General features: G+C 69.9%; 12 protein-coding genes. 4 read left to right on the top strand and 8 right to left on the bottom strand.

The genetic code is table 11. From position 1 onward, the window contains the following. Positions 1-20 precede the first annotated feature (20 nt). Together LZ199_RS16385 and LZ199_RS16380 are read left to right on the top strand one after the other, a co-directional pair. The gene (locus LZ199_RS16385; protein WP_407667210.1) at positions 21-2,270 is read left to right on the top strand and encodes a hypothetical protein; all 2,250 of its coding nucleotides are present in this window, start codon (positions 21-23) and stop codon (positions 2,268-2,270) included. Between the two features lie 5 nt (positions 2,271-2,275). Then, the gene (locus LZ199_RS16380) at positions 2,276-3,085 is read left to right on the top strand and encodes a hypothetical protein (protein ID WP_253994634.1); all 810 of its coding nucleotides are present in this window, start codon (positions 2,276-2,278) and stop codon (positions 3,083-3,085) included. 27 nt (positions 3,086-3,112) lie between these two features. Here the strand turns inward: LZ199_RS16380 and LZ199_RS16375 are convergent, their stop codons facing one another. Then, positions 3,113-3,340, bottom strand: coding sequence for a twin-arginine translocase TatA/TatE family subunit (locus LZ199_RS16375; protein ID WP_253994633.1), 228 nt, complete (start codon positions 3,338-3,340; stop codon positions 3,113-3,115). A gap of 112 nt (positions 3,341-3,452) precedes the next feature. Between LZ199_RS16375 and LZ199_RS16370 the strand changes: the two genes are divergently transcribed. After that, positions 3,453-4,178, top strand: a complete 726-nt coding sequence (locus LZ199_RS16370; protein ID WP_253994632.1) for a glycerophosphodiester phosphodiesterase — start codon at positions 3,453-3,455, stop codon at positions 4,176-4,178. A gap of 10 nt (positions 4,179-4,188) precedes the next feature. Here LZ199_RS16370 and LZ199_RS16365 read toward each other — a convergent pair whose 3' ends face one another. The 3 genes from LZ199_RS16365 to LZ199_RS16355 form a co-directional block, all read right to left on the bottom strand. Next, positions 4,189-5,100, bottom strand: a complete 912-nt coding sequence (locus tag LZ199_RS16365) for a hypothetical protein (protein WP_253994631.1) — start codon at positions 5,098-5,100, stop codon at positions 4,189-4,191. A gap of 171 nt (positions 5,101-5,271) precedes the next feature. Further along, on the bottom strand, positions 5,272-8,514 hold the full coding sequence (locus LZ199_RS16360; protein ID WP_253994630.1) for an MXAN_5808 family serine peptidase: 3,243 nt from the start codon (positions 8,512-8,514) through the stop codon (positions 5,272-5,274). A 218-nt stretch (positions 8,515-8,732) separates the two neighbouring features. After that, positions 8,733-9,548 (bottom strand): EI24 domain-containing protein, encoded by an 816-nt coding sequence (locus tag LZ199_RS16355; protein WP_253994629.1) that lies wholly within the window; start codon positions 9,546-9,548, stop codon positions 8,733-8,735. A gap of 60 nt (positions 9,549-9,608) precedes the next feature. Between LZ199_RS16355 and LZ199_RS16350 the strand changes: the two genes are divergently transcribed. Beyond that, positions 9,609-10,952 carry a glutamate--cysteine ligase gene (locus LZ199_RS16350; RefSeq protein ID WP_253994628.1) on the top strand — a complete coding sequence of 448 codons (1,344 nt, stop codon included), beginning with the start codon at positions 9,609-9,611 and terminating at the stop codon, positions 10,950-10,952. 10 nt (positions 10,953-10,962) lie between these two features. Here LZ199_RS16350 and LZ199_RS16345 read toward each other — a convergent pair whose 3' ends face one another. The 4 genes from LZ199_RS16345 to alaS all read right to left on the bottom strand — a co-directional run bounded on the left by LZ199_RS16345 (position 10,963) and on the right by alaS (position 19,604). Next, positions 10,963-11,589: an outer membrane beta-barrel protein gene (locus tag LZ199_RS16345; protein WP_253994627.1), complete on the bottom strand. Its 627-nt coding sequence runs from the start codon at positions 11,587-11,589 to the stop codon at positions 10,963-10,965. A 121-nt stretch (positions 11,590-11,710) separates the two neighbouring features. Continuing rightward, entirely contained in the window at positions 11,711-16,249 is a 4,539-nt protein-coding gene (locus LZ199_RS16340; RefSeq protein ID WP_253994626.1) for a TIGR02266 family protein, read from the bottom strand. Next, positions 16,246-16,911 carry a hypothetical protein gene (locus tag LZ199_RS16335; RefSeq protein ID WP_253994625.1) on the bottom strand — a complete coding sequence of 222 codons (666 nt, stop codon included), beginning with the start codon at positions 16,909-16,911 and terminating at the stop codon, positions 16,246-16,248. The genes LZ199_RS16340 and LZ199_RS16335 overlap by 4 nt, the downstream gene beginning before the upstream one ends. After that, positions 16,908-19,604, bottom strand: a complete 2,697-nt coding sequence (gene alaS / locus LZ199_RS16330) for an alanine--tRNA ligase (RefSeq protein ID WP_253994624.1) — start codon at positions 19,602-19,604, stop codon at positions 16,908-16,910. Before alaS ends, LZ199_RS16335 begins: the two co-directional genes overlap by 4 nt. Positions 19,605-19,736 lie beyond the last annotated feature (132 nt).

Here is a 19,736-nt window from a genome sequence, read left to right as displayed (position 1 = left end):
CCGAGGCCGTTCGTCCACCAGTGGACACTTCGACCGGGCTCTACGGCGGCGCGGTGCCGCCTCCCGTCGATGAAGGCGCGGCCATGTTCTCCGGCGCCGTGCCCCTGCCGGGTGGTTCGGGCCCGGGAGTCGCTTCGCCTCGCGGTGCGTCACCGGGGGCGATGACGCAGCGGCCCATGCCGCCGCCCCCTCCGCCCGCCGCGCTGCGCCAGGGTGGAGGCACCGCACCCGAGGCCCCTGGTTCACCGGGCCCCGAGGTGGACGACCCGTTCGCGGACTTCATGTCCGCTCCGATGCCGGGAGGAGCGGAGGATCCGTTCGACTCACTGCCCGCGCCCGTGAAGGGGCCGAGCATCGCCGACCGTCGCCCCGTGGCTCCCGCCGCGCGGGTGGCTCCGCCTCCTGCTCCTCCCAGCGCCGAGGAGGATCCATTCGCGTCCATCGACATCGACGACGCGACGATGACGGCGAGCCCGCCGGTCCAGGCTCCGCCTCCTGCTCCTCCCAGTGCGGAGGAGGATCCGTTCGCGTCCATCGACATCGACGACGCGACGATGACGGGACAGCCTCCGTTCTCGTCGTCGGCGCCTCCAGCGCGTGGAGCGCTTCCGAGTGCTCCGCCCGCAGCGACTGGGGCTCCACTGGGGGCCCGTGCTGCTCCGGCGGGGGCCTCCGCGCAGCGTGCGGCCGTCGCGGGCGTGCCTGCTTCCGATGCGCGCGCGCCGCTCGGCTCCGCGCCCCAGCCGGGAGCACCCGGGGCTGTATCCGCGCCTCGTGCCGCTCCGGCGGGAGCGGGCGTGCCACCTGGAGCCTCGGCGGGTGCGCCTGGTGCTTCATCCGCGCCCCGTGGGGGTTCGGCGGGAGCCCCGCTCACCGCATCGCCCGCGCGTGCCGCCCAGGCGGGAGCTGCCTTCCTGGGGCCCGAGGGCGGGACCTTGCCCGGGCGTCCTCCGCACCAGGGCGCCGCCCCGTCGGCGCGTCCAGTTGGAGGCGCGGCGCCGTACTCCGCGCCCGAAGACGCGACGGTCCCCGGCCGTCCTCCGCTTCAGGCCGCTCCGAGTGGCGCGGACTCGTTCGCGTCACTCGACTTCGACGATGCGACGAAGCCTGGTCGTCCTCCGCTTCAGGCGGCCCCCAGTGGCGCGGACCCGTTCGCGTCCCTCGACCTTGGCGACGCGACGGTGCCCGGTCGTCCTCCGATGCAGGCGGCTCCGGGCGGCGCGGATCCATTCGCGTCCCTCGACCTCGACGACGCGACGAGGCCCGGTCATCCGCCACAGCCGTCCGCCGGCCTGGGCCCTGCCTCACCTCCGGGTGCCCAGGACTTGTTCGGCCACTCCTCGGACGGCGACTTCGGTGAGCACGCGGGCGTTCAGCCCTCCGACACCGGGCGCGCCGAGCTGTTCGGCTCCTCGTCCCATGATTCGCTCGGGTTCGACGACTCCCAGGCGCACTCGGCGGGTTCGCTCCTGGACGACGTTCCTCCTCCGGACGAGGGGCAGGACTTCGGCGGCGTCACGCTCGGCCGCATCGGCGGGGCAGGGGTGGGGCAGCGCGAGGTGCTCGAGTTGGACCCGCAGATGTCCACCTCGCCCGTGGTCTCCGTGGCCAAGCCCACGGCCCGGCCGGAGGACGTCGGAATCCCCCAGGGCCGCCCGCCGAGCCGCGCGCGCAAGGTGACGGCGCTGCTCGTCAACCTCGTGGTGGCCGCCGCGCTCGTGGTGGGACTGGGCGCGGTGGGCAGCGTCTATCTGAGCGAAGGTCGACTGGACCTGTCGGTGCTGTCGCCCGAGAGCCTGCGCGCCCTCTTCGTCCCCGAGCCCAAGCCGCTGGTGGCGCTCGACGTCTCCAACGGCCTGTACGAAACGCAGGCAGGGCGCCCCCTCTTCTTCATCCGGGGCGACGTGGAGAACCGGACCGGCGCGGCGACCCATGTCCGCGTGCGCGGCGCGCTCTTCGACGGTGACCAGCGCGTGCGCTCCGTCGACGGGCTCGCGGGCCTGGTGGCCACTCCCGAGGAGCTTCACGCCGTGGGCAACGCGGAGGCGGCTCAAGCCCTGCGCAAGCGCCTGGACGCGGGAGCTGTCTCCGTCGCGCCCGGGGCCCGTGCGCCCTTCCTCCTCGTGTTCCACGAGTATCCGGCGGCCCTCGGGAGCTTCCGGCTCGAAGTCTCGGTGGAGGCCGTCCCCGCGCCCGCCGCCGAGGCCGTCCCCGCCCCCACGGAGGCCGCGCCGTCCCAGGCACCCGCCCAGGCCGCGCCCACGGAGTAAGCGCCATGCCCTCATTGGACGACGCACGCAACGTCGCCAGGTTCCTCCACGCCCTGGGTGGAGGCGCCGAGGTGCGCCGCAAGGCGGCCGCGAGGGAGCTGTCGCGCGGCGACCCGTTCGACGCGAACGAGCTGGTGGGGCACCTCATCTCCCTCTCACGTCAGGGCTGGGAGCCCGCCACCTGCGTGCTGTCCGACTTCCTGGCCGCGCTGGCGCAGGAGGCGGAGCACATCCCCCATGTCACCGAGCTGCGCAGGCTCGCGCACGTGCAGGCGCTCGACACGGTGGCGGACCTGTTCGCCCAGGGCCCCGCGAAGCGGGAGATGAACCCGGACGCCGCCGCGCGCGCGGACGCCAACGCCTTCTCCCAGTCGCTGGGGCACCTCAAGCAACAGGCCCGGCTCACCAGGGACCCGGACACGCTGTCGCGCCTGGCCACCGTCAGCAACCCGTCCGTGCTGCGCAACGTCCTCATCAACCCGCGCCTCACCGAGGACCTGGTGGTGCGCATCGCCGCCCGCCGTCCGGCCCGCCCGGAGCCGCTGCTGGAAATCTGGCGCTCTCCTCGCTGGTCCGTGCGCCATACGGTGCGCCGCGCGCTCGTCTTCAACCCGTACCTGCCGCCCGAAATCGGCGCGAAAATCGTTCCGCTGCTCAACAGCAGTGACTTGCGCGAGCTCCACTCGAGCGCCGCGCTGCACCTGTCCCTGAGGGAGCAGGCCGCGCGACTGCTGGCGGAAGGGGCGGCCCTGCTTCAGCCCGCACCTGAGGAAGCGCCCGAGCCCGTGAGCGGAACCCGTCACCTGCACGACTGAATGGCGGGGGAAGAGGGGGCGGGCGGACTAGCGGCGGCGCGTTGAATCCGGCTCGCTGTACTCGGCGTCCGTGGAGCCCCGGCGCGAGGACGGCAGCGACTTCGCGTCGACCAGGTCCTCGCCCTTGGAGGCCTTGCGGAACGAGTAGACGAACTTGCCCACGGCGTTGCCGAGCTGGCCCATCCGGGCGGCCGAGAAGACCACCAGCAGGATGAAGCCGAGGAGGATGATTTCGCCGAGGTGAAGGCCCAACATGATGAACTCACAGTGCAGCAAAGGGGTAGGGGAGGCAAGTCGCGCGTCCACCCGCTGACGCCCGTCCGCACTTCTGCTGCGCGGGAAGGCTCATCCAGCGCACACTGAGCCCATGCTCCTGCTTGCCCACCGAGGCGCCTCCGCCGACGCCCCCGAGAACACCCTGGAAGCCTTCACGGAGGCCGCCCGACAGGGGGCTGACGGCGTGGAGCTGGATGCCATGGTGTGCGGCTCGGGCGAGGTGGTCGTCTGTCACGACGAGCGACTGGAGCGGCTGGCGCGCCTTCCCTGGGAGGTGCGCCACACGCCGTGGTGGAAGCTGCGACGCGCGGACGTGGGGACAGCGCTGGGCTTCGCTCCGGCGCGCATCCCCCTGCTGGAGGAGGTGCTGGAGGCGCTGCCGCCCCACTTCCTCGTCAACATCGAGCTGAAGTGCGACCGGTTCGACGACGACGGCCTCTCACGCAAGGTGGCGGAGCTGGTGCGCCGCCTGGGGCTGGCCGAGCGCGTGGTCATCTCCAGCTTCAACCCGCTGTGCCTCTTCCGCCTGCTCGCCGTCGCGCCCGAGCTGCGGCGGGGCTACCTCATCGACCCGGACCGTCGCTGGGGCGTGCACGCGTACGCGGTGAGCCCGCTCGTCTCGTCCCACTCGGTGCATCCCTACTACGAGGACTGCACTCCGGAGCGGGTCGCCACCTGGCGCGCCGCGGGACTGCGCGTGGCCACCTGGACGGTGGACGACGCCGCGAAGGCCCGCGCGCTGGAGCAGATGGGGGTCAGCTACCTCATCACCAACCGGCCCGGCGCGCTGCGAGAGGCCCTGCGCGCCGCGGCCTGACCGCCCGCGCCTAGAAGTCCAGGCCCAGCGTGGTGCTGAAGGCGAACACCGCGGGCAGGCCCCGGTCCTCGAGCGCGTTCGGGTTGTCCGCGCGAGGCGTCTCGACGCTGCCGGTGCGGGTGAGCGACAGCTCCGCGCCCAGCTGGAGCACGCCGCCGATGAAGCGCACGCCGCCGTAGATGCGCTGGTTCACATTGTCGCCGAAGGACACCTTCGAATAGTTCGCCGTGCCGTCCAGCGCCTCGCGCGAGTTGTCGCCGAGCGAGTCCTCGTAGTCGCGCGTCGGATTGAAGTCGAGGCGGCTGGTGGTGGCTCCGACGAAGCCCAGATCCAGGCCTCCGTAGGGCGTCAGCGTCACCATGCCACCCAGCGGGAACTGCTTGCCCACGCCGATGTCCAGGCCCATCACCGTCAGGCTCAAGTCCCGGGCGCCGAACAGCTTCGTCACGTGCCCGCGCACGCCCACGTCGGGCAGCCACGTGAAGCCCTCGTTGACGGCCCACTTCACCTCGCCGGTGGCCACCACCTGGCTGCTCTTCTCCACCCAGCCCACGCGCCCGCCCAGCTCCAGCGAGAAGGGCAGGCCCTTGCGCACGTGGAAGGAGGGGATGAGCACGGTGGAGGGCTGGTCCACGTTCTCCGTGGGGATGCGCACGCTGTCCGGCAGCGACACCACGGACAGCTCCGCGTTGATGGCCCAGGCCGAGTGCCCCGTCGTCTCCGGCGGCATCAGGTTCGCAGAGGTGATTGCGGCGCCCATGACGCGGGCGAAGGCGCGGAAGTTCGCGTTGGCGGCGGCGTTGGAGCCATCCGCCGCATTCGGATCACCAAAGTCCGAGATGCGCAGGTCGTTGTCGTCCGCGTATGCGGTCGCTCCCGAGACACACGCCGCCAGGGCGAGCCACCGACTGAACGTCCGCATTCGAGTCACCGCCTCCCGGGAACCCGCCGGCCGGGGGCGCCCCACAGCGGCGGACGCTAACGCCAGCCCGCGAGGAGCGTCAACAAAACGGGCGGCCCTTCCGACGAGTCTCTTGAGGAGGACCCACCGGAAAGGCCGCCCGGAAGGCGGCTGGCGCGTGTCGTCAGACGCCTACTGCGGCTGCGGCTTCACTCCGCCGGGGCTCTGGCCCGTCACCTTCTGGGCCACTTCGGCCGGGCGGCGGCGGATGACCAGGGTGCGGCGGCTGGCGAAGTCGGTGCTCTCGCGCGCCACCACCAGCACGTTGTTGTTGCCTTCCTTGAGGGTGAACTCGGTGGAGAACTTCAGGGTGTTCGGCTCGCCACCCTTCGGGTCCACGCCCTTGAAGTAGACCTTCTGGTCGTTGACGAGCACGTACACGTCCAACAGGCCGTTGGGGTCCGTCACCACGCCGGACAGGGTGAACTTCTCCCCGTTGGCGACCAGGCCGCCCGCGGACGGGTCCGCGTCCAGCTTGATGTCCGGCGGACGGCGCGTCGTCGTCCACGCCAGCTTCGGCGCGGTGGGCTTGCCCGCCTTCACTTCCTTGGCATCCTGGGCGCGCACGAAGCCGAAGCGGCCCTTCTCCAGCTCCACGCGGTAGAAGCCCTTGTTCGCGGCCTCCACCGGCAGCACCGCGGTGGCGTTCAGCTTCGCCACCGTGCGGCCACCCTCCACGGGCGAGCCGAGGAACTCGGTCTTCTCCGTGACGCGCACCGAGCCCTTCTTCGCCTCCAGCGTGGCCACGGCCGCGTCCTTCACGGGCAGCTCCATCTTCTCCATGACGAACTCCTCCAGCGGCTCGTCGATGATGGCCAGCTTCAGCGGGAAGGTTTCGCCCTTGTAGCCCTTCTTCACCTCCACCTGGAACCGCGCCGTCTTCGTCTCGCCGGTCTTCAGCTCGCCCAGCTTGAAGCGACCCTTCTCGATGAAGATGTTCGCGTCCCCGCCATTCTTGATTTGAGTGAAGGAGTCCATCGCGACGCCGGGGCCCACGTTCGTCACGTCGAGCAGCACCGCCACCGTCTCGCCGCGCTGCACCGTGCCGTCGCCGTTGCAGTTGGCGCAGTCATCCACCACCTGCCAGTTGAAGGCGAAGGACGGCCGCGGCAGCTCCGCGAAGTTCAGCTCCGACACGCGCGTCTCCGGCAGCGCGCCCTGGTCATCGAAGAAGCGCACCGTCACGTCGTCGCGGCGGCTGGTGAGGTCCTTGGGCAGGCGCACCTTCACCTTCCAGGACTTCTTCTCACCCGGGTTCAGCGCGCCGAAGAGGAACTCGCGGCGGTCCAGGAAGGCGTTGTCGCTCTCCGTCCAGGCGCGCACGCGCTTGAGCGGCTCGGCGCCCTTGTTCTCCGCCGTCACCACCATCTCCAGCAGGTCGCCGGCGTGAATCTTCGTGTCCGGCGTCGGCGTCAGCGTGCCCGTCAGCTGCACGTTCTTCGGCGTGGGACCGGCGCTCCAGTCCACACCCAGCGCGGCGATGGCGGCGTTGATGCGGGTCTCCTCCTCGCGGCGCTTCTGCTCGATGAAGCCCTTGCCCTGCTGGAGCTGCTGCTCACGGGTAGCCGCCGGGGCCTTCAGCACGTAGTCCCGCGCGAACTGCACCTCGAAGTCCTCCTTGATCTCCTCCTGGGACTCCGCGTCCAGCTGGTCGTCCAGGTCCTCGCCCTGGCCCGCCACGTCGAGCAGCGGGTCGTTCTCCCCATGCGGCTTCTTGTCCCCGTCCTTGCTCGCGGCGACGGCCTTCGGATCCTTCTTCGGCTCCTCCTTCGCGGCGACGGCCAGCTTCTCCTGCTGCTTGGGGTCCACCTTCAGGTACTTGAGGCTCTCGCGCGGCTTCTCGCGATCCAACACGTCCTCGCGCTTCTTCGCGACGGTGGCCGAGTCCGGGTTGCCGAAGTGCTGATCCAGGTCCGCCTCGCCCATGGAGCGGCGCGACGCGAACACGTCCACGCGCTCGTCGGTGACGCGGGTGGGGACGAGCTGGATGTCCGGGACGATGCCGACCTCCTGGATGGATTTGTCGCCCGGCGTCAGGTACTTGGCGATGGTCAGCTTCAGCGCGCTGTCGTCCGGGAAGTCGTACAGCACCTGCACGCTGCCCTTGCCGAACGTCTGCCGGCCGATGATGACCGCGCGGTTGAGGTTCTTCAGCGCGCCCGCCACGATTTCCGACGCGGAGGCGCTGCCCGCGTTGACGAGCACCGCAATCGGATAGGTGTCCTCGCCCTCGGTGGGACGCGCGCGCTTCTCCTCACGCAGCTTGTCCGACAGGCCCACCGTCGCGACGATGGTGCCCGTGGACAGGAACGTGTCGGACACCTGGATGGCCTGCTCCAGGAGGCCGCCCGGGTTGCCACGCATGTCCAGCACCAGGCCCTTGAAGCCGCCCTTGGCGTCCGCCTGCTTGCGCAGCTCGCCCAGCGCCGACTCCAAATCCCGGGTGGTGTTGCCCTGGAAGTTCTTCAGGCGGATGTAGCCCACGTTGCCGGAGAGCATCTTGTGCTGGACGCTCTCGATGGAGATCATCGCGCGGGCCAGCGTCATGACGCGGGGCTTGTCCCAGCCGTCGCGCTCCACGGTGATGACGATGCGGCTGTCCACCGGGCCGCGCAGCTTGGACACGGCCTCGTTGAGGTCCATGTTGACGGTGGACTCCTCGCCAATCTTCTTGATGCGGTCATCCTTCTGGATGCCGGCGCGGTGCGCGGGCGTCTTGGGCAGCACCTTGACGACGGTCAGGTTGCCCTCGCGCATCTGGATGACGAAGCCCAGGCCACCGAACTCACCCTTGGTGGACAGCTTCATCTCCCGGTACAGCTCCGGGCGCAGCAGCACCGAGTGCGGGTCCAGGGTGGACAGCATGCCGTTGACGGCCGCGTACTCGATGTCGCGCGTGTCCTCGATGGGACGCATGTTCTTCGACAGGAAGTCGAACACGTCCTTGAGGGCGAAGGACATCTTCCACAGCGAGTCGACGTGGCCGATGTCGAACTCGCGCGTCTTGCCGTTGACGTTGACGGCCAGCTTGCCCGTCTCCGGGTTGCCGTCCACCAGCACGTCCGGAACGCTCTTCTCCACGTACTCCAGCGAGGAGATCATCATCTCCTTCGGCTTGATGCGCTTGGGGTCGACGTAGTTTTCCTTCACGTAGAGGATGACCTTGGTCAGCACGCGAAGGCTGTTGAGGTCGTGAGGTGCCTTCTCGCCCTTGGCGGAGGGCAGGCTGCCATCCCAGGTGCCTTGTCCCTGCCCGGCCTCGGCCGCTCCCATCATCAATGGAATCGGCGCCCGGTGGTTGCCCACGAGGGCCCAGGCGCCGAGGAGCACGGCAACAGCGGCGATGCGGCGGAGAAAACGCGGCATGTGATTCATCCAAGCTGGAGCGCGTCGCCGCGCCCCGGGGTGTGGCGTGAAATGCCTAGAAAATCCGAACGTTTGAAACGGTAGCTGGGCATTGAAGCGGCCGGGCAAGCCTAATCACGGCTTTCTGGTGCTTCAAGGCATCGACTCTCCGCTGAAGAGGCAGAACGTCCCTGGCGGGCACTGCGTTCCCGTCTTGGAGAGACCGACAGTCGGTGGAGGCGTTTATTTCAGGGCAACGCCCCCTGGCTGCTCGTGGGCGGAGGCGGCAGGACGTTCGCCTCGCGCAGCCCTCGGTACAGGAGCGTCCCGGCGACGATGGCCACGGGCAGGAAGAAGGTATTCACCACGGGGACCCAGAGGAGCAGGTAGACGCCCGCTCCCAGGCCCAGGCCCAGGGCCCGGCGCTGCCTCAGCATGCGCCTCACCTCGGCGAAAGGGTAGAGGTGACGTGTCATGGGAGCGGCCAGGTACTCGCCCGCCATCCAGGTCATGGTCCACAGGCCGCCGAGCACCGTCCACAAGATACTGCCCACCCCGGGGATGAGGTGGAGCGGCAAGAGGATCGTCAGCCCGGCGAGCAGGAAGAACAGCCGCGCCAGCGTGTGCGCAAGCCCCGTGACGATGCCCCGCACGAAACTGGCCAGGGTGAAGGGCGGACCGTCGCCTCCCCCACAGAGGGCCTCGGTGGCCTCGGACAGGGGGTCCTGGAGGGGGGCGAGCAGGAGCGGGGGCACGACGTTGGCCCCCACCACCCAGAGCACCAGTCCGGACAGGACGAGGACCGTGTACCAGAGCCCCCGGCCGTACCAGGACTCCGGCTGGGTCCAAAAAGAGCCCAGGGCCCCCGGGGCGTAGCGCCACAGGAGCCACGCCAGGGCCACCAGGGCCACCGCGGTGACGGCGGCGCACAGGGCGGACAGGACGAAGAGGCGCCGGGAGCGGAAGATGAGGCCGAAGGCCCGGCCGAGCAGGCCCAGCCCCTGGAAGAAGTCGGCCAGGCGGGGCTGCGGGGAGATGGAGGGGATGGGGGATGGGGGGGACATGTGGGGCTGGTGTGCAAATCGAAAGCGGCTCTGGAGTTACCCGTTATATAGGGCGCGCTCATGTCCCTCGACCTCAAGCGCGCCAACTCCGAGCCGATCACCTCCGTCGACATGCTGGTGTCGGGTTTTCGGTCCGCCGAGAAGCCCCAGGGCCACCTTCGCCTCGGTTTGGAGCACGAAAAGCTGCTCTTCCCCGTGGGTTCCGACGCTCCCGTGCCGTACGAGGGGCCGTCTGGAGTCGGGGCCCTGCTGAACCGGCTGGCTCCCGACGGCTATGTCCCCTTCCGGGAGACGCCCGAGTCGCCGGTCATCGCCCTCCAGCGGGAGCGCGGCGAGGCCACCATCTCCCTGGAGCCGGGGGGACAGTTCGAGCTGTCCGGCAGCCCCTTCCACACGGCGCGCGAGGCCCACGCGGAGAACCTGGCCCACCTGAAGCAGGTGAAGGCGGCGGCGGGGGAGCTGGGGCTGCGGCTGGTGACGCTGGGGTACCGCCCCACGGGCACGACGGGGACGATGCCGTGGATGCCCAAGTCGCGCTACCTGGTGATGCGGCGCACCCTGCCGGAGCGGGGCCAGCTGGCGCTGAACATGATGTTGATGACGGCCACCGGACAGGTGTCGCTCGACTGGAAGGACGAGGCGGACTGTGTCCGGAAGACGGTGGTGGTGGCGCGGCTGTCGCCGGTGATGAACGCGCTGTACGCCAACAGTCCCCTGGTGGACGGCAAGCCCTCCGGCTACCTGTCCTTCCGCAACCGCGTCTGGGACGAGGTGGACCCGACGCGCTGTGGCTACCTGCCCGCGTTCTTCGACGGCTCCTTCTCGTACCGCGCCTATGTCGAGTGGGCGATGAACGCGCCGCTGCTCTTCCTGCGCCGCGAGGGCCAGTACCTGCACCCCAAGCTCACCTTCCGACAGTTGCTGGAGCAGGGCTTCGAGGGACAGCCGCCGGACCTGGCGGACTGGACGGACCACCTCTCCACGCTCTTCCCCGAGGTGCGCCTGAAGAAGGTCGTCGAGGTGCGCGGCGCGGACTGCGGCAATGCGGGAATGACGGGAGCGCTGGGCGCGCTGTGGCGCGGCATCCTCTATGACGCCACGGCGTTGGACGAGGCGGAGAAGCTGCTGCCGCAGCTCACGTACACCGAGCACCTGGCCTTCCACGACACCGCGCGCCGCGAGGGGCTGGCGGGAAAGCTGGGCTCGCGCGAGCTGTACCGGCTGGCGGAGGAGATGGTGGGGATTGCCCGCCGGGGCCTGCTGCGCCTGGACGCGGCGGATGCTCCGCTGCTGGACCCGCTGGCGGAGGTGGCCGCGTCCAAGCGCTCCCCCGCGGCGGTGCTGCTCGAGGCGTGGGAGAAGGACCCACGCCCCGAGACGGTGCTCTCGTTGGCGAGCGTGTGAAGCGGGGCGGCTAGAAGCGGCCGCCCAGCGTGAGGTTCGCGTTGAAGAGGCTGCCCTTCGCCGCGCTGTTGGTGCCTGGGCGGTCGACGACGTCCTCGCCGCCCAGCAGGCGATAGGTGGCGCGGGCCCCCGCGAAGAGGACGTTGCCAAAGCGGTAGTCCACGCCGGCGGCGAGCGGAATCTCCGTCATCCAGTCGTTCTGGTAGACGTCGTCCGCGCCGTCGGAGGGGTCCAGGTAGCTCAGGCCGAAGCCCGCGCCGACGAAGGGCCGCCACTTCTGGTCGATGAGCGGCCCCGCCTTGGCGAGGATGCCGAAGTTGTTGCGCCACAGGCCCGCGTCTTCATCGTCGATTCGACGTGAATCGATGGGAAGGCGCTGCAGCTCGTAGCCGACCTCCAGCCCCACGTACTTCCACGCCTGGGCGTCGGCGTTGATGCCGAACGTTGCTCCCACGCCCACGTCTTCGCCCAAGTCGCCCGTGAAGCTGCCCAGGCCCAGTCGCACGTCCAGGCCGACCTCCGGCTCCTGCCGGACGCCCAGCTTCCGGGCGACGTTCTGCGCTCCCACGGCGGCCACGGCTGGAGTCGCCAGTGCAAAGGCCACCACGGCAACACCTCCCACCATCCATCGACGCATCGCATACCTCCTCGAAGTCCGGGTCAGCGCAAAGCTGGGCATCCGTTGAGTCGGTTACAGAGAGAGACCACTGGAGGGGCGGTGGTCCGAAAGGTCCGCGAGGGGCCTGACGGAGAGGCGCTCAGCGGCGACCGAAGAGCTTCTTCAAGCCCGACAGCAGTCCACCAGGACGCGCCTCGGGCTCGCCAATCAGCGGCGAGCGGGCAACGAGCGCCTCGCGTGCCGCGTCGTCCAGGTCCTCGAGGGAGAGGGAGACGGGCTGGCGACGGACTCCGGGCAGCGTGGCTTCCAGCGAGAGTGCGGCGTCAGCGGTGAGCGCGAAGTGCAGCTCCACCTCGCCCGCGCGCTCCACGTTGAGCGAGAGCCGGCCCAGGTACTCGTTCTCCGCGGCGAGTGGCGAGGCGCCCTGGAAGAGGGCGAGCTCCAGGGGGCCGGGCGCGACGGGGATGACAAGCGTCTTGCCAGCGGGCAGCCGTGTCGTGCGCTCGAGCACCCGGCGCAGGGTGCCGCCTCGCTCGGCGACGCCGATGGGGGCGGAGAGGACTTCGGAGACGGAAGCGGCGGGCTTGCCGCCTTCGGCCAGGAGGATGCCGTGGCCGAGCAGCGCGGCACCCAGGGCCACGGCGCCTCGCGCGTCGACGTCGTCGCGCACGGGCACGCCGAGGCTCTCCTCGAGCCGGCGGCGGACCAGGGGCGTGCGTCCCTGACCGCCCACGAGCAGCACGGCGTCGAGGCCCTGGGGTGAGAGGGCGTTGGAGTCGAGCACCTCGCGCACGACGGAGGTGACGCGCTGGGCGAGGTCCGCGGTGAGGGCTTCCATGCGCTCGCGGGTGAGCGGAGGCACGGTGCCCGAGGACAGCGGCACCTCCACCTGCTCGCGCTCGGAGAGGGCGACCTTGGCGGTCTCCGCGGCGGTGCGCAGGTGGCCCCAGTCGAGCAGGTGCTCGGGGCGGGGGATGCCCTGCGCGGCGAGGTCGCTGGCGAGTGCTTCCGCGATGCGGGAGTCGAAGTCGAGGCCGCCCACCATGGGGTCGCCGCCGGTGGTGATGACCTCCAGGTCATCGCCCGTGACTTGCACCACGCACACTCCGAGCCCGCCGCCGCCGAGGTCCACGACGAGCACGCGCTTGCGAGCCAGCCCGCGTCCGTGGCCGTGGGCCAGGGCCGCCGCGGCCGGAGCGGTGAGGATGCGTTGGGCGTCGAGCCCCGCGAGGGTGGCCGCGTCACGGAGGGCCGCGCGCTGGCGGTCCGTGAAGTGAGTGGGGGCGCAGATGACGGCGCGGGTGGCCTTGCGGCCGACGAAGGTCGTGGCGGCGTGCTTCAGCTCGCGCAGGAGCAGGGCGGTGAAGAGGGTAGGGGCGACGAGTCGTCCACCCAGTTCCACGCAGGCATCACCGCTCGGGTCGGCGGCCACGGGGAAGGGGAGCTGCGGGGCCAGGGCACGGAGTCGGGGTGAGCGAGCGCGCAGGCCGAGCAGGCGCATGAGGCCGTGTGCGGCACGGCGGGGGGCACGCATGGCCTCGACTTGAGCGGAGGGGCCGACGAGCAGCTCGTCATTGCCGTCCACCGCGACGAGCGCGGGCAGTTCGTTGCCGTCCGTGCCCGGGAGTGGAACGAGCCGAGCGACGCCTTCGTGGAAGACGGCGACCCGTGCGTGCGAGGTGCCCAGGTCGATGCCGAGCACTACCTCCGGAACGGAAGGAGAGGTGGAGGGCGCGGAGACGGGGACTTCGAGGAGCGCACGGCGGCGGTTGCGCGCGGTGTCGGCGTCCTGGAGGGCGGGTGGCTCAGTGGGCTCGGTGCGCGCCTCGGTGATGGGGCGCGGAGCGGGGGAGGTCGGCTCCGTGGGCGCAGGGGAGGGTGTGGTGGTCCCTGGTGCTTGGGGGATGGAGCCGACGGGACCCGTGTTACCGGCTTGAAAGGCCAGCGTCCTGTGTGAGGGCTCGTCCGTGGTGGAGGGTGATGCCGCTACCGTCGAGGAAGTGGACTCGCTGGAGTTGGCCCGAGCTTCTATCGAGCTGAGTGCAGCGCGCTCCGTGGTGCCCAGCGCGACGGACGTCGTCGGTGCACCCGTCGCCGTTGCGGAGGTGGACTCTCGCGCGTCGGTGCGCGTCTCGGCTGAGTCGGGCACGGAGGACGTCGCCGGTGCACCCGTCGCCGTTGTGGGGGTGGACTCTTGCGCGTCGGTATGCCTTCCGGCCGAGCCAGGCGTGGCGAACGTCGTCGGCACACCTGTCGCCGGTGCGGAGGCGGACGCTCGCGTGTCGGTATTCGACTCGGCCGAGCCAGGCGTGGCGGACGTTGTCGGTACACCTGTCGCCAATGCAGAGGTGGACGCGCTGGCGTCGGTACGCGTCGCGGTCGATTCGGGAGCGGCGGACGTTGTCGGTACACCTGTCGCCGGTGCGGAGGAGGGCTCTCCCGAGTCGGCACGTGTCTCGGTCAATCCGGGAGCGGCGGACGTCGTCGGTACACCTGTCGCCGGTGCGGAGAAGTGCTCTCCCTCGTTGGCATGTGCCTGGGGTGCTCCGGGCGCGACGGACGTCGTCGGTACACCTGTCGCCGGTGCGGAGGAGGGCTCTCCCGCGTTGGCATGTGCCTGGGGTGCTCCGGGCGCGGCAGCCGTCGCCGGTGCACCTGATGCCCTTGCGGAGGTGGATGCTCCGGAGTCGTTTCGCGTCTCGGTCGAGCCGGGCCCGAAGGACTCAACGGAGGATGCCGTTGGCGAGGCCGTGGTCGCCGCGGACGCGCGCTCGCTGTCGTCGGTGCGTACCTCGGTCGAGGGGTGCTCGGTGGAGCCCTGTGCGGTTGTCGGCCCCAGGGGTGCCGTAGCTGTTCCTCTCGCTGCTGCCCCCGTGTCGGCGAGCGCCCCGGACGCCTCCTGCGCGGCTGTCACCGTGGTGGACTGTGTGGTGACGGATGGCTCGGCGTGAGCTGGGGCTTCCGTGGATGGACGGGCCTCGGTGTTGGCGAGTGGCTCGGTGCGTGCTGTCGCGAAGGCCTCGTCCTCGATGCGAGACAGCGCCGCTGCCATGGACTCCACATCGGTATCGGCGTTGGCCGCGATGTGGCCCGTGTCGACCGGGGAGGCGGTGACGGTCGTCGACTCGATACGAGCCAGCGGGTCCGTGGACGAGTCCGCATCGGTGGCGAAGTTGGACTCGTCACGCTCAGCGAGTGACCAGGTCGAGGTCTCTTTCGTGGTGCTTGCTTCGGTGCCGCTGGAACTGCTCGCAATGCCCCACGGGTCTGAGTCGCTCGTGGCCTCGATGTAAGACACGTCCGACTGCGCACCCGTCGTGGGAGTCGACTCGACGCGAGACGATGGTGCATCCGAGCGAACCGGTGCCGCCGAGATGCCCTCCGTCTCTGAGTGTTCGTCAACGATGTCCCGTGGGCTGAACGGCGAACCCTCATCCTCGGGAACTGACGCCTGCTCGGTGGAGGTGGCGTGAACAGTCGCGGCGGCCACCTCGGTGGGACTGGCCTCCCACGCTGGGACCTCCGGTGTCCCGAACCAGGGCACTTCGGAGGACGTGTCCTCGACAGGGTCCGAAGTCTCCGCGCCGGAGAAGTCCGAAGGAGCTTGGGCGGAGACACTCCTGGAGGCCTCCGCTTCGAAGTTCGAGACCGCTTCGCTCCCGTCAATCGACGAGGACTCGAAGGTCGAGGCCGCGTTCTCCGTGGCTGTGTCGTGCTCCTGGGCGAAAGCGTTGGACGCCGTGTCCGCGCCAGACACCGGTGCACTCACCGCGCTCGCTGGTGACTCCTCATCGGCATCGAACAAGCTCGCGGTGATGTCGAAGTCGAGTTCGCGCTCCTCGGTGGCGACAGGCGCGCTGCCCTCAGTGGATGCGGCACTCTCCGTCCACGCGGGCGACGTCGACTCAGGCGTGTTCCCGAAGCCCGAAGCCTCATCAGCGACCGTCGTGCTCGCGTCGAGCGCCGCCGCATCTGACAGTTCACCCGCGCCTTGCGGTGGCGCCGCCGATTCCACTTCGCCCGACAGACCAGGGCCGGTGTCCTCGACGTGCTGCTCACTGGGGGCACCGTGCTGGCTCAGTGCAGTGCTGGGCGTCTCACCTTCATCGCTCGCGGGAGCGAAGTGGTCGCCTCGCGGTGGCTCCGTGGTGTCGTCGGAATCAGGTGGAAAGAGTCCACCTTGAGCCAGGTCGTCGCTCTCGGGAGCGAGGGGCTGTGCCTCCGGTGCGCTCCTGGCCGCGAAGGGAACGTCCTGGGAAACCGCCGGCACCTGCACGGGCGGGGGCGGCTCGGGCGCAACGGCCCTGGGAGCCTGCGTCTTGCGAACCAGCCCCGGGACGGTCTGCTGCGGCTCGGGCGAGGCGCGACGTGCGACGACGCGGTCGACGAGCGCCTTGCTCGCGGCGTCCAGCTTCACGAAGCGCACCGTCATCCCGGAGCGACCGGCGCCAGACTCCACCTGTGCCTTCACCACCACGCCCTCGCCGCGCAGCAACCGACTGCCATCCGCGAGGACGAACTCGAACGCCAGCCCGGTACCCTCGGGCTTCAGCGCACGCGTGGCGACGAACACACCTCCGCGCGCCACGTTCGAGCCGTACTTGTCGACGAACTCCTCCTCCGTGCTGTACGGGAGGCGGATGCGCAGCGGAAGCAGCTTGGACACAAGCCCGCTCATCGCAGGGGGATCCGCACCTCTCCCCCCGTCCCTTGCATGACCAGGTGCAGGGCACCTTCCCGCAGGGCCGGCGGGGGGAGCTCGAACAGGAGGACGACGTCGGCGCGCTCTTCAGGGGCCCACGTCCGCCGCAAGGGACGCGTGCCCGCGAGCACCTGAGCGTCCCTCGCCAGCACGAACGACGCGCCCTTCGCGTCCACCACCGTGGCCGACTCCAGGTCCAGCGTCACGGGCTTCGGACCCACATTCTGCGTGACGAGCTGCACCCGGAGGAACAGCTCCTCCGTCGTCACGCTCATCTTCCCGGAGCCCTTCGCGGAGTGGGAGGACTCCAGCCCGGTCAGCTTCACCGCCACCGTGTCCACGTGCACCGTGTTGTTGCCTTCGGGCACGCCCAACTGCCGGGGCGCCGCCTCTTCCAGTCCCGCGGCGAGTCCCGCGAGCTGCGAGTTTGGCGCACCCCGGGTGGCCTCGGGTCCCTGGGCCGGACGGCCACCCTGGTTCACCCGGTCCACTTCCTGCCGCAGCTTCTGGAGCGTGCGCTCATCCGCCGTACCCAGGGACTCGGACGAGGGCTCATCCTTCGTGCAGCCCCCGATGAAGAGGGCCGCAGCCAGGAGGCACGCCACCGGCGCGAGGGCGAGGGGAGAGCGAGCGCTCACGCGTTGCCCGCTCCCTTCACCAGCTCGTACAGCTTCTCCAGCGCGATGGGCAGCTTCGACGCGTCGGGACCGCCGGCCTGCGCCATGTCGGCCTTGCCGCCGCCCTTGCCGCCGACTTCCTTGGCCATCTCGCGCACCAGGTCACCCGCGCTGATGCCCTTGGCCACCACGTCCTTCGTCAACGCGACGAGGATGATGGCGCGGCCGTCCTTCTCACCGCCGATGGCGATGACGCCGGAGCGCATGCGGTCGCGAAGCTGGTCCGCCATGCCGCGGAACACCTTGTCGTCCGCCGGGTCCACCCGCGTGGCGAGCACCTTCATGCCGTTGACGTCGCGCGCCTGCTCCAGCAGGTCCTTGCTGCCCGCCGTGTTCGCCTTCACGGACGCTTCCTCGACCTTGCGCTCCAGCTCCTTCACTCGCTTTTGCGCCGCCTCCACGCGCTTGACGACGTCCTTGGGAGACGCCTTCAAGAGCTCAGCCGCCTTGCGCAGTTCGTGCTCCTGCTCGCGCACGTGTTGGAGCGCGCCCACGCCCGTGAGCGCGATGATGCGGCGCACGCCGGACGCCACGCCGCTCTCGCTGGAGAGCTTGAACAGGCCGATGTCGCCGCTGCGACGCACGTGCGTGCCGCCGCACAGCTCGGTGGACTCCGGATGCACGGTGACGACGCGCACCGTCTCGCCGTACTTCTCGCCGAACATGGCCACCGCGCCGGACTTCTTCGCGTCCTCGAGCGCCATGACGCGCGTCTCGGCCGCGGCGTTGTCGCGAATCCAGCCGTTGACCAGGTCCTCGACCTTCTCCGCCTGCTCGGAGGTGACGGGCCCGAAGTGCGAGAAGTCGAAGCGCAGGAAGTCCGGCGCCACGACGGAGCCCGCCTGCTTCACGTGCTCGCCCAGCACCAGCTTGAGCGCCTTGTGCAGCAGGTGCGTCGCAGAGTGGTTCGAGCGGATGGCCTTGCGGCGCTCCACGTCCACCGCCGTCTGCACCATGTCGCCGACCTTGAAGGTGCCCTCGGTGACTTCCACGGAGTGGACGATGAGGCCCGGCACCGGACGCTGCGCGTCCTTCACCTGCGCCACCGCCTTGCCGCCGTGGCCGATGATGTTGCCGCTGTCGCCGAGCTGACCGCCGGACTCGCCGTAGAAGGGCGTCCGGTCCAGCACCAGCTCCACCTTGTCACCCTGCGACGCCTGGATGACCTCCACGCCGTCGCGAATCATCGCGCGGACGCTGCCCTCGCCCTCGTGGCCCTCGCCCTCGTAGCCAAGGAACTCGGTCGCCCCGAGCTTCTCCACCAGCTTGAGGTAGACGTCGCCGACGGCCTTGTCCTTGTTGAGCTCGCCGCCCTTGCCGCGCTCGGCCTCCTTCACCAGCTCCGCCTCGAAGCCGGGGATGTCCGCGTCCAGCCCGTGCTCACGCAGGATGATCTGCGTCAAATCCCAGGGGAAGCCGTAGGTGCCGTGGAGCAGGAACACGTCCGCGCCCGTCATCAGCGTCTCGCCCGACTTCTTCATCCGGGCGACGCTCTCCTCAATCATCTTCATGCCGCGGCTGAGCGTGCGCCGGAAGCTCTCCTCCTCGTGCTCGGAGACCTTGAGCAGGAAGGGCCGGCTCTCGCGCAGCTCCGGGTACGCGTCACCCATCACCTCGATGACGCGGTCGACGACCTTGAAGAAGAAGAGCTGGTCCAGCCCCAGCAGCGTGCCGTGGCGAATCGCGCGGCGCATGATGCGGCGCAGGACGTAGCCCCGGCCCTCGTTGGAGGGCTGCACGCCGTCCGCGATGAGGAACGCCGCCGCGCGGCCGTGGTCCGCGATGACGCGGTGGGAGGCGCCCGTCTCCTGCGAGTACGGCTTGCCGGAGACCTCGACGACCTTCGCGATGATGTTCTGGAACAGGTCCGTGTCGTAGTTGGAGCGCTTGCCCTGTACGACGGAGGCGATGCGCTCCAGGCCCGCGCCCGTGTCGATGGACGGCTTGGGCAGCGGAATCAGCGGCGCGTCCTTCTCCTTGCGCTCGAACTGCATGAACACGAGGTTCCAGATTTCGAGCCACCGGTCGCAGTCGCACGCGACGCCCTGACACTTCTTGCCCGCCGCCTCTTCGACACAGGGGATGTCGTCACCCTGGTGGTAGTGGATTTCGGAGCAGGGACCGCACGGGCCCGTCTCGCCCATGGACCAGAAGTTGTCCTTCTTGCCGAGCTTGAAGATGCGGTCGCGAGACACGCCCTGCTTCGCCCACAGCTCGAACGCTTCTTCGTCCCAGGGGATGCCGTCCTCGCCGTTGAACACGGTGATGGACAGCCGCGCCTTGTCGAGCCCGAGCGTCTTCGTCACGAACTCCCAGCCGTACGCAATCGCGTCCGCCTTGAAGTAGTCGCCGAAGGAGAAGTTGCCGAGCATCTCGAAGAACGTGTGGTGCCGGGCCGTGTAGCCCACGTTGTCGAGGTCGTTGTGCTTGCCACCGGCGCGCACGCACTTCTGCGACGTGGTGGCGCGCTGATAGTCGCGCCGCTCGCGGCCGGTGAAGACATCCTTGAACTGGACCATGCCCGCGTTGGTGAACAGCAGGGTCGGGTCGTTCGCCGGCACCAGTGAGGAGGAGGGGACGCGGCGGTGTCCACGCTCCTCGAAGAACTTGAGGAACGCCTCTCGAATCTCGGAGGCGGTCAGGGCGGAAGGCATGGTGTGGGTATATGCCACAAGAGGAGGCCGCGCAGGAGTTCTTGGAGGTTGCATGAGGGGGGCGGACGGCCCGGGAGGTGGGACTCCGACAGCCCGCGCACGCCTGGACGGCAGGAGGGGTGGGGGGCGGTG

Origin of the sequence: Myxococcus qinghaiensis (genome assembly GCF_024198215.1) — a bacterium.
GTDB lineage: Bacteria > Myxococcota > Myxococcia > Myxococcales > Myxococcaceae > Myxococcus > Myxococcus qinghaiensis.
Note: the sequence above shows the minus strand (reverse complement) of the source record. Positions and strands in the feature narration are given on the sequence as shown.

Coding starts and splice junctions, on each gene's coding strand:
- LZ199_RS16365 (WP_253994631.1), bottom strand. CDS start 5,100: ATGCGGACGTTCAGTCGGTGGCTCGCCCTGGCGGCGTGTGTCTCGGGA.
- LZ199_RS16370 (WP_253994632.1), top strand. CDS start 3,453: ATGCTCCTGCTTGCCCACCGAGGCGCCTCCGCCGACGCCCCCGAGAAC.
- LZ199_RS16380 (WP_253994634.1), top strand. CDS start 2,276: ATGCCCTCATTGGACGACGCACGCAACGTCGCCAGGTTCCTCCACGCC.
- LZ199_RS16360 (WP_253994630.1), bottom strand. CDS start 8,514: ATGAATCACATGCCGCGTTTTCTCCGCCGCATCGCCGCTGTTGCCGTG.
- alaS (WP_253994624.1), bottom strand. CDS start 19,604: ATGCCTTCCGCCCTGACCGCCTCCGAGATTCGAGAGGCGTTCCTCAAG.
- LZ199_RS16340 (WP_253994626.1), bottom strand. CDS start 16,249: ATGAGCGGGCTTGTGTCCAAGCTGCTTCCGCTGCGCATCCGCCTCCCG.
- LZ199_RS16375 (WP_253994633.1), bottom strand. CDS start 3,340: ATGTTGGGCCTTCACCTCGGCGAAATCATCCTCCTCGGCTTCATCCTG.
- LZ199_RS16345 (WP_253994627.1), bottom strand. CDS start 11,589: ATGCGTCGATGGATGGTGGGAGGTGTTGCCGTGGTGGCCTTTGCACTG.
- LZ199_RS16355 (WP_253994629.1), bottom strand. CDS start 9,548: ATGTCCCCCCCATCCCCCATCCCCTCCATCTCCCCGCAGCCCCGCCTG.
- LZ199_RS16350 (WP_253994628.1), top strand. CDS start 9,609: ATGTCCCTCGACCTCAAGCGCGCCAACTCCGAGCCGATCACCTCCGTC.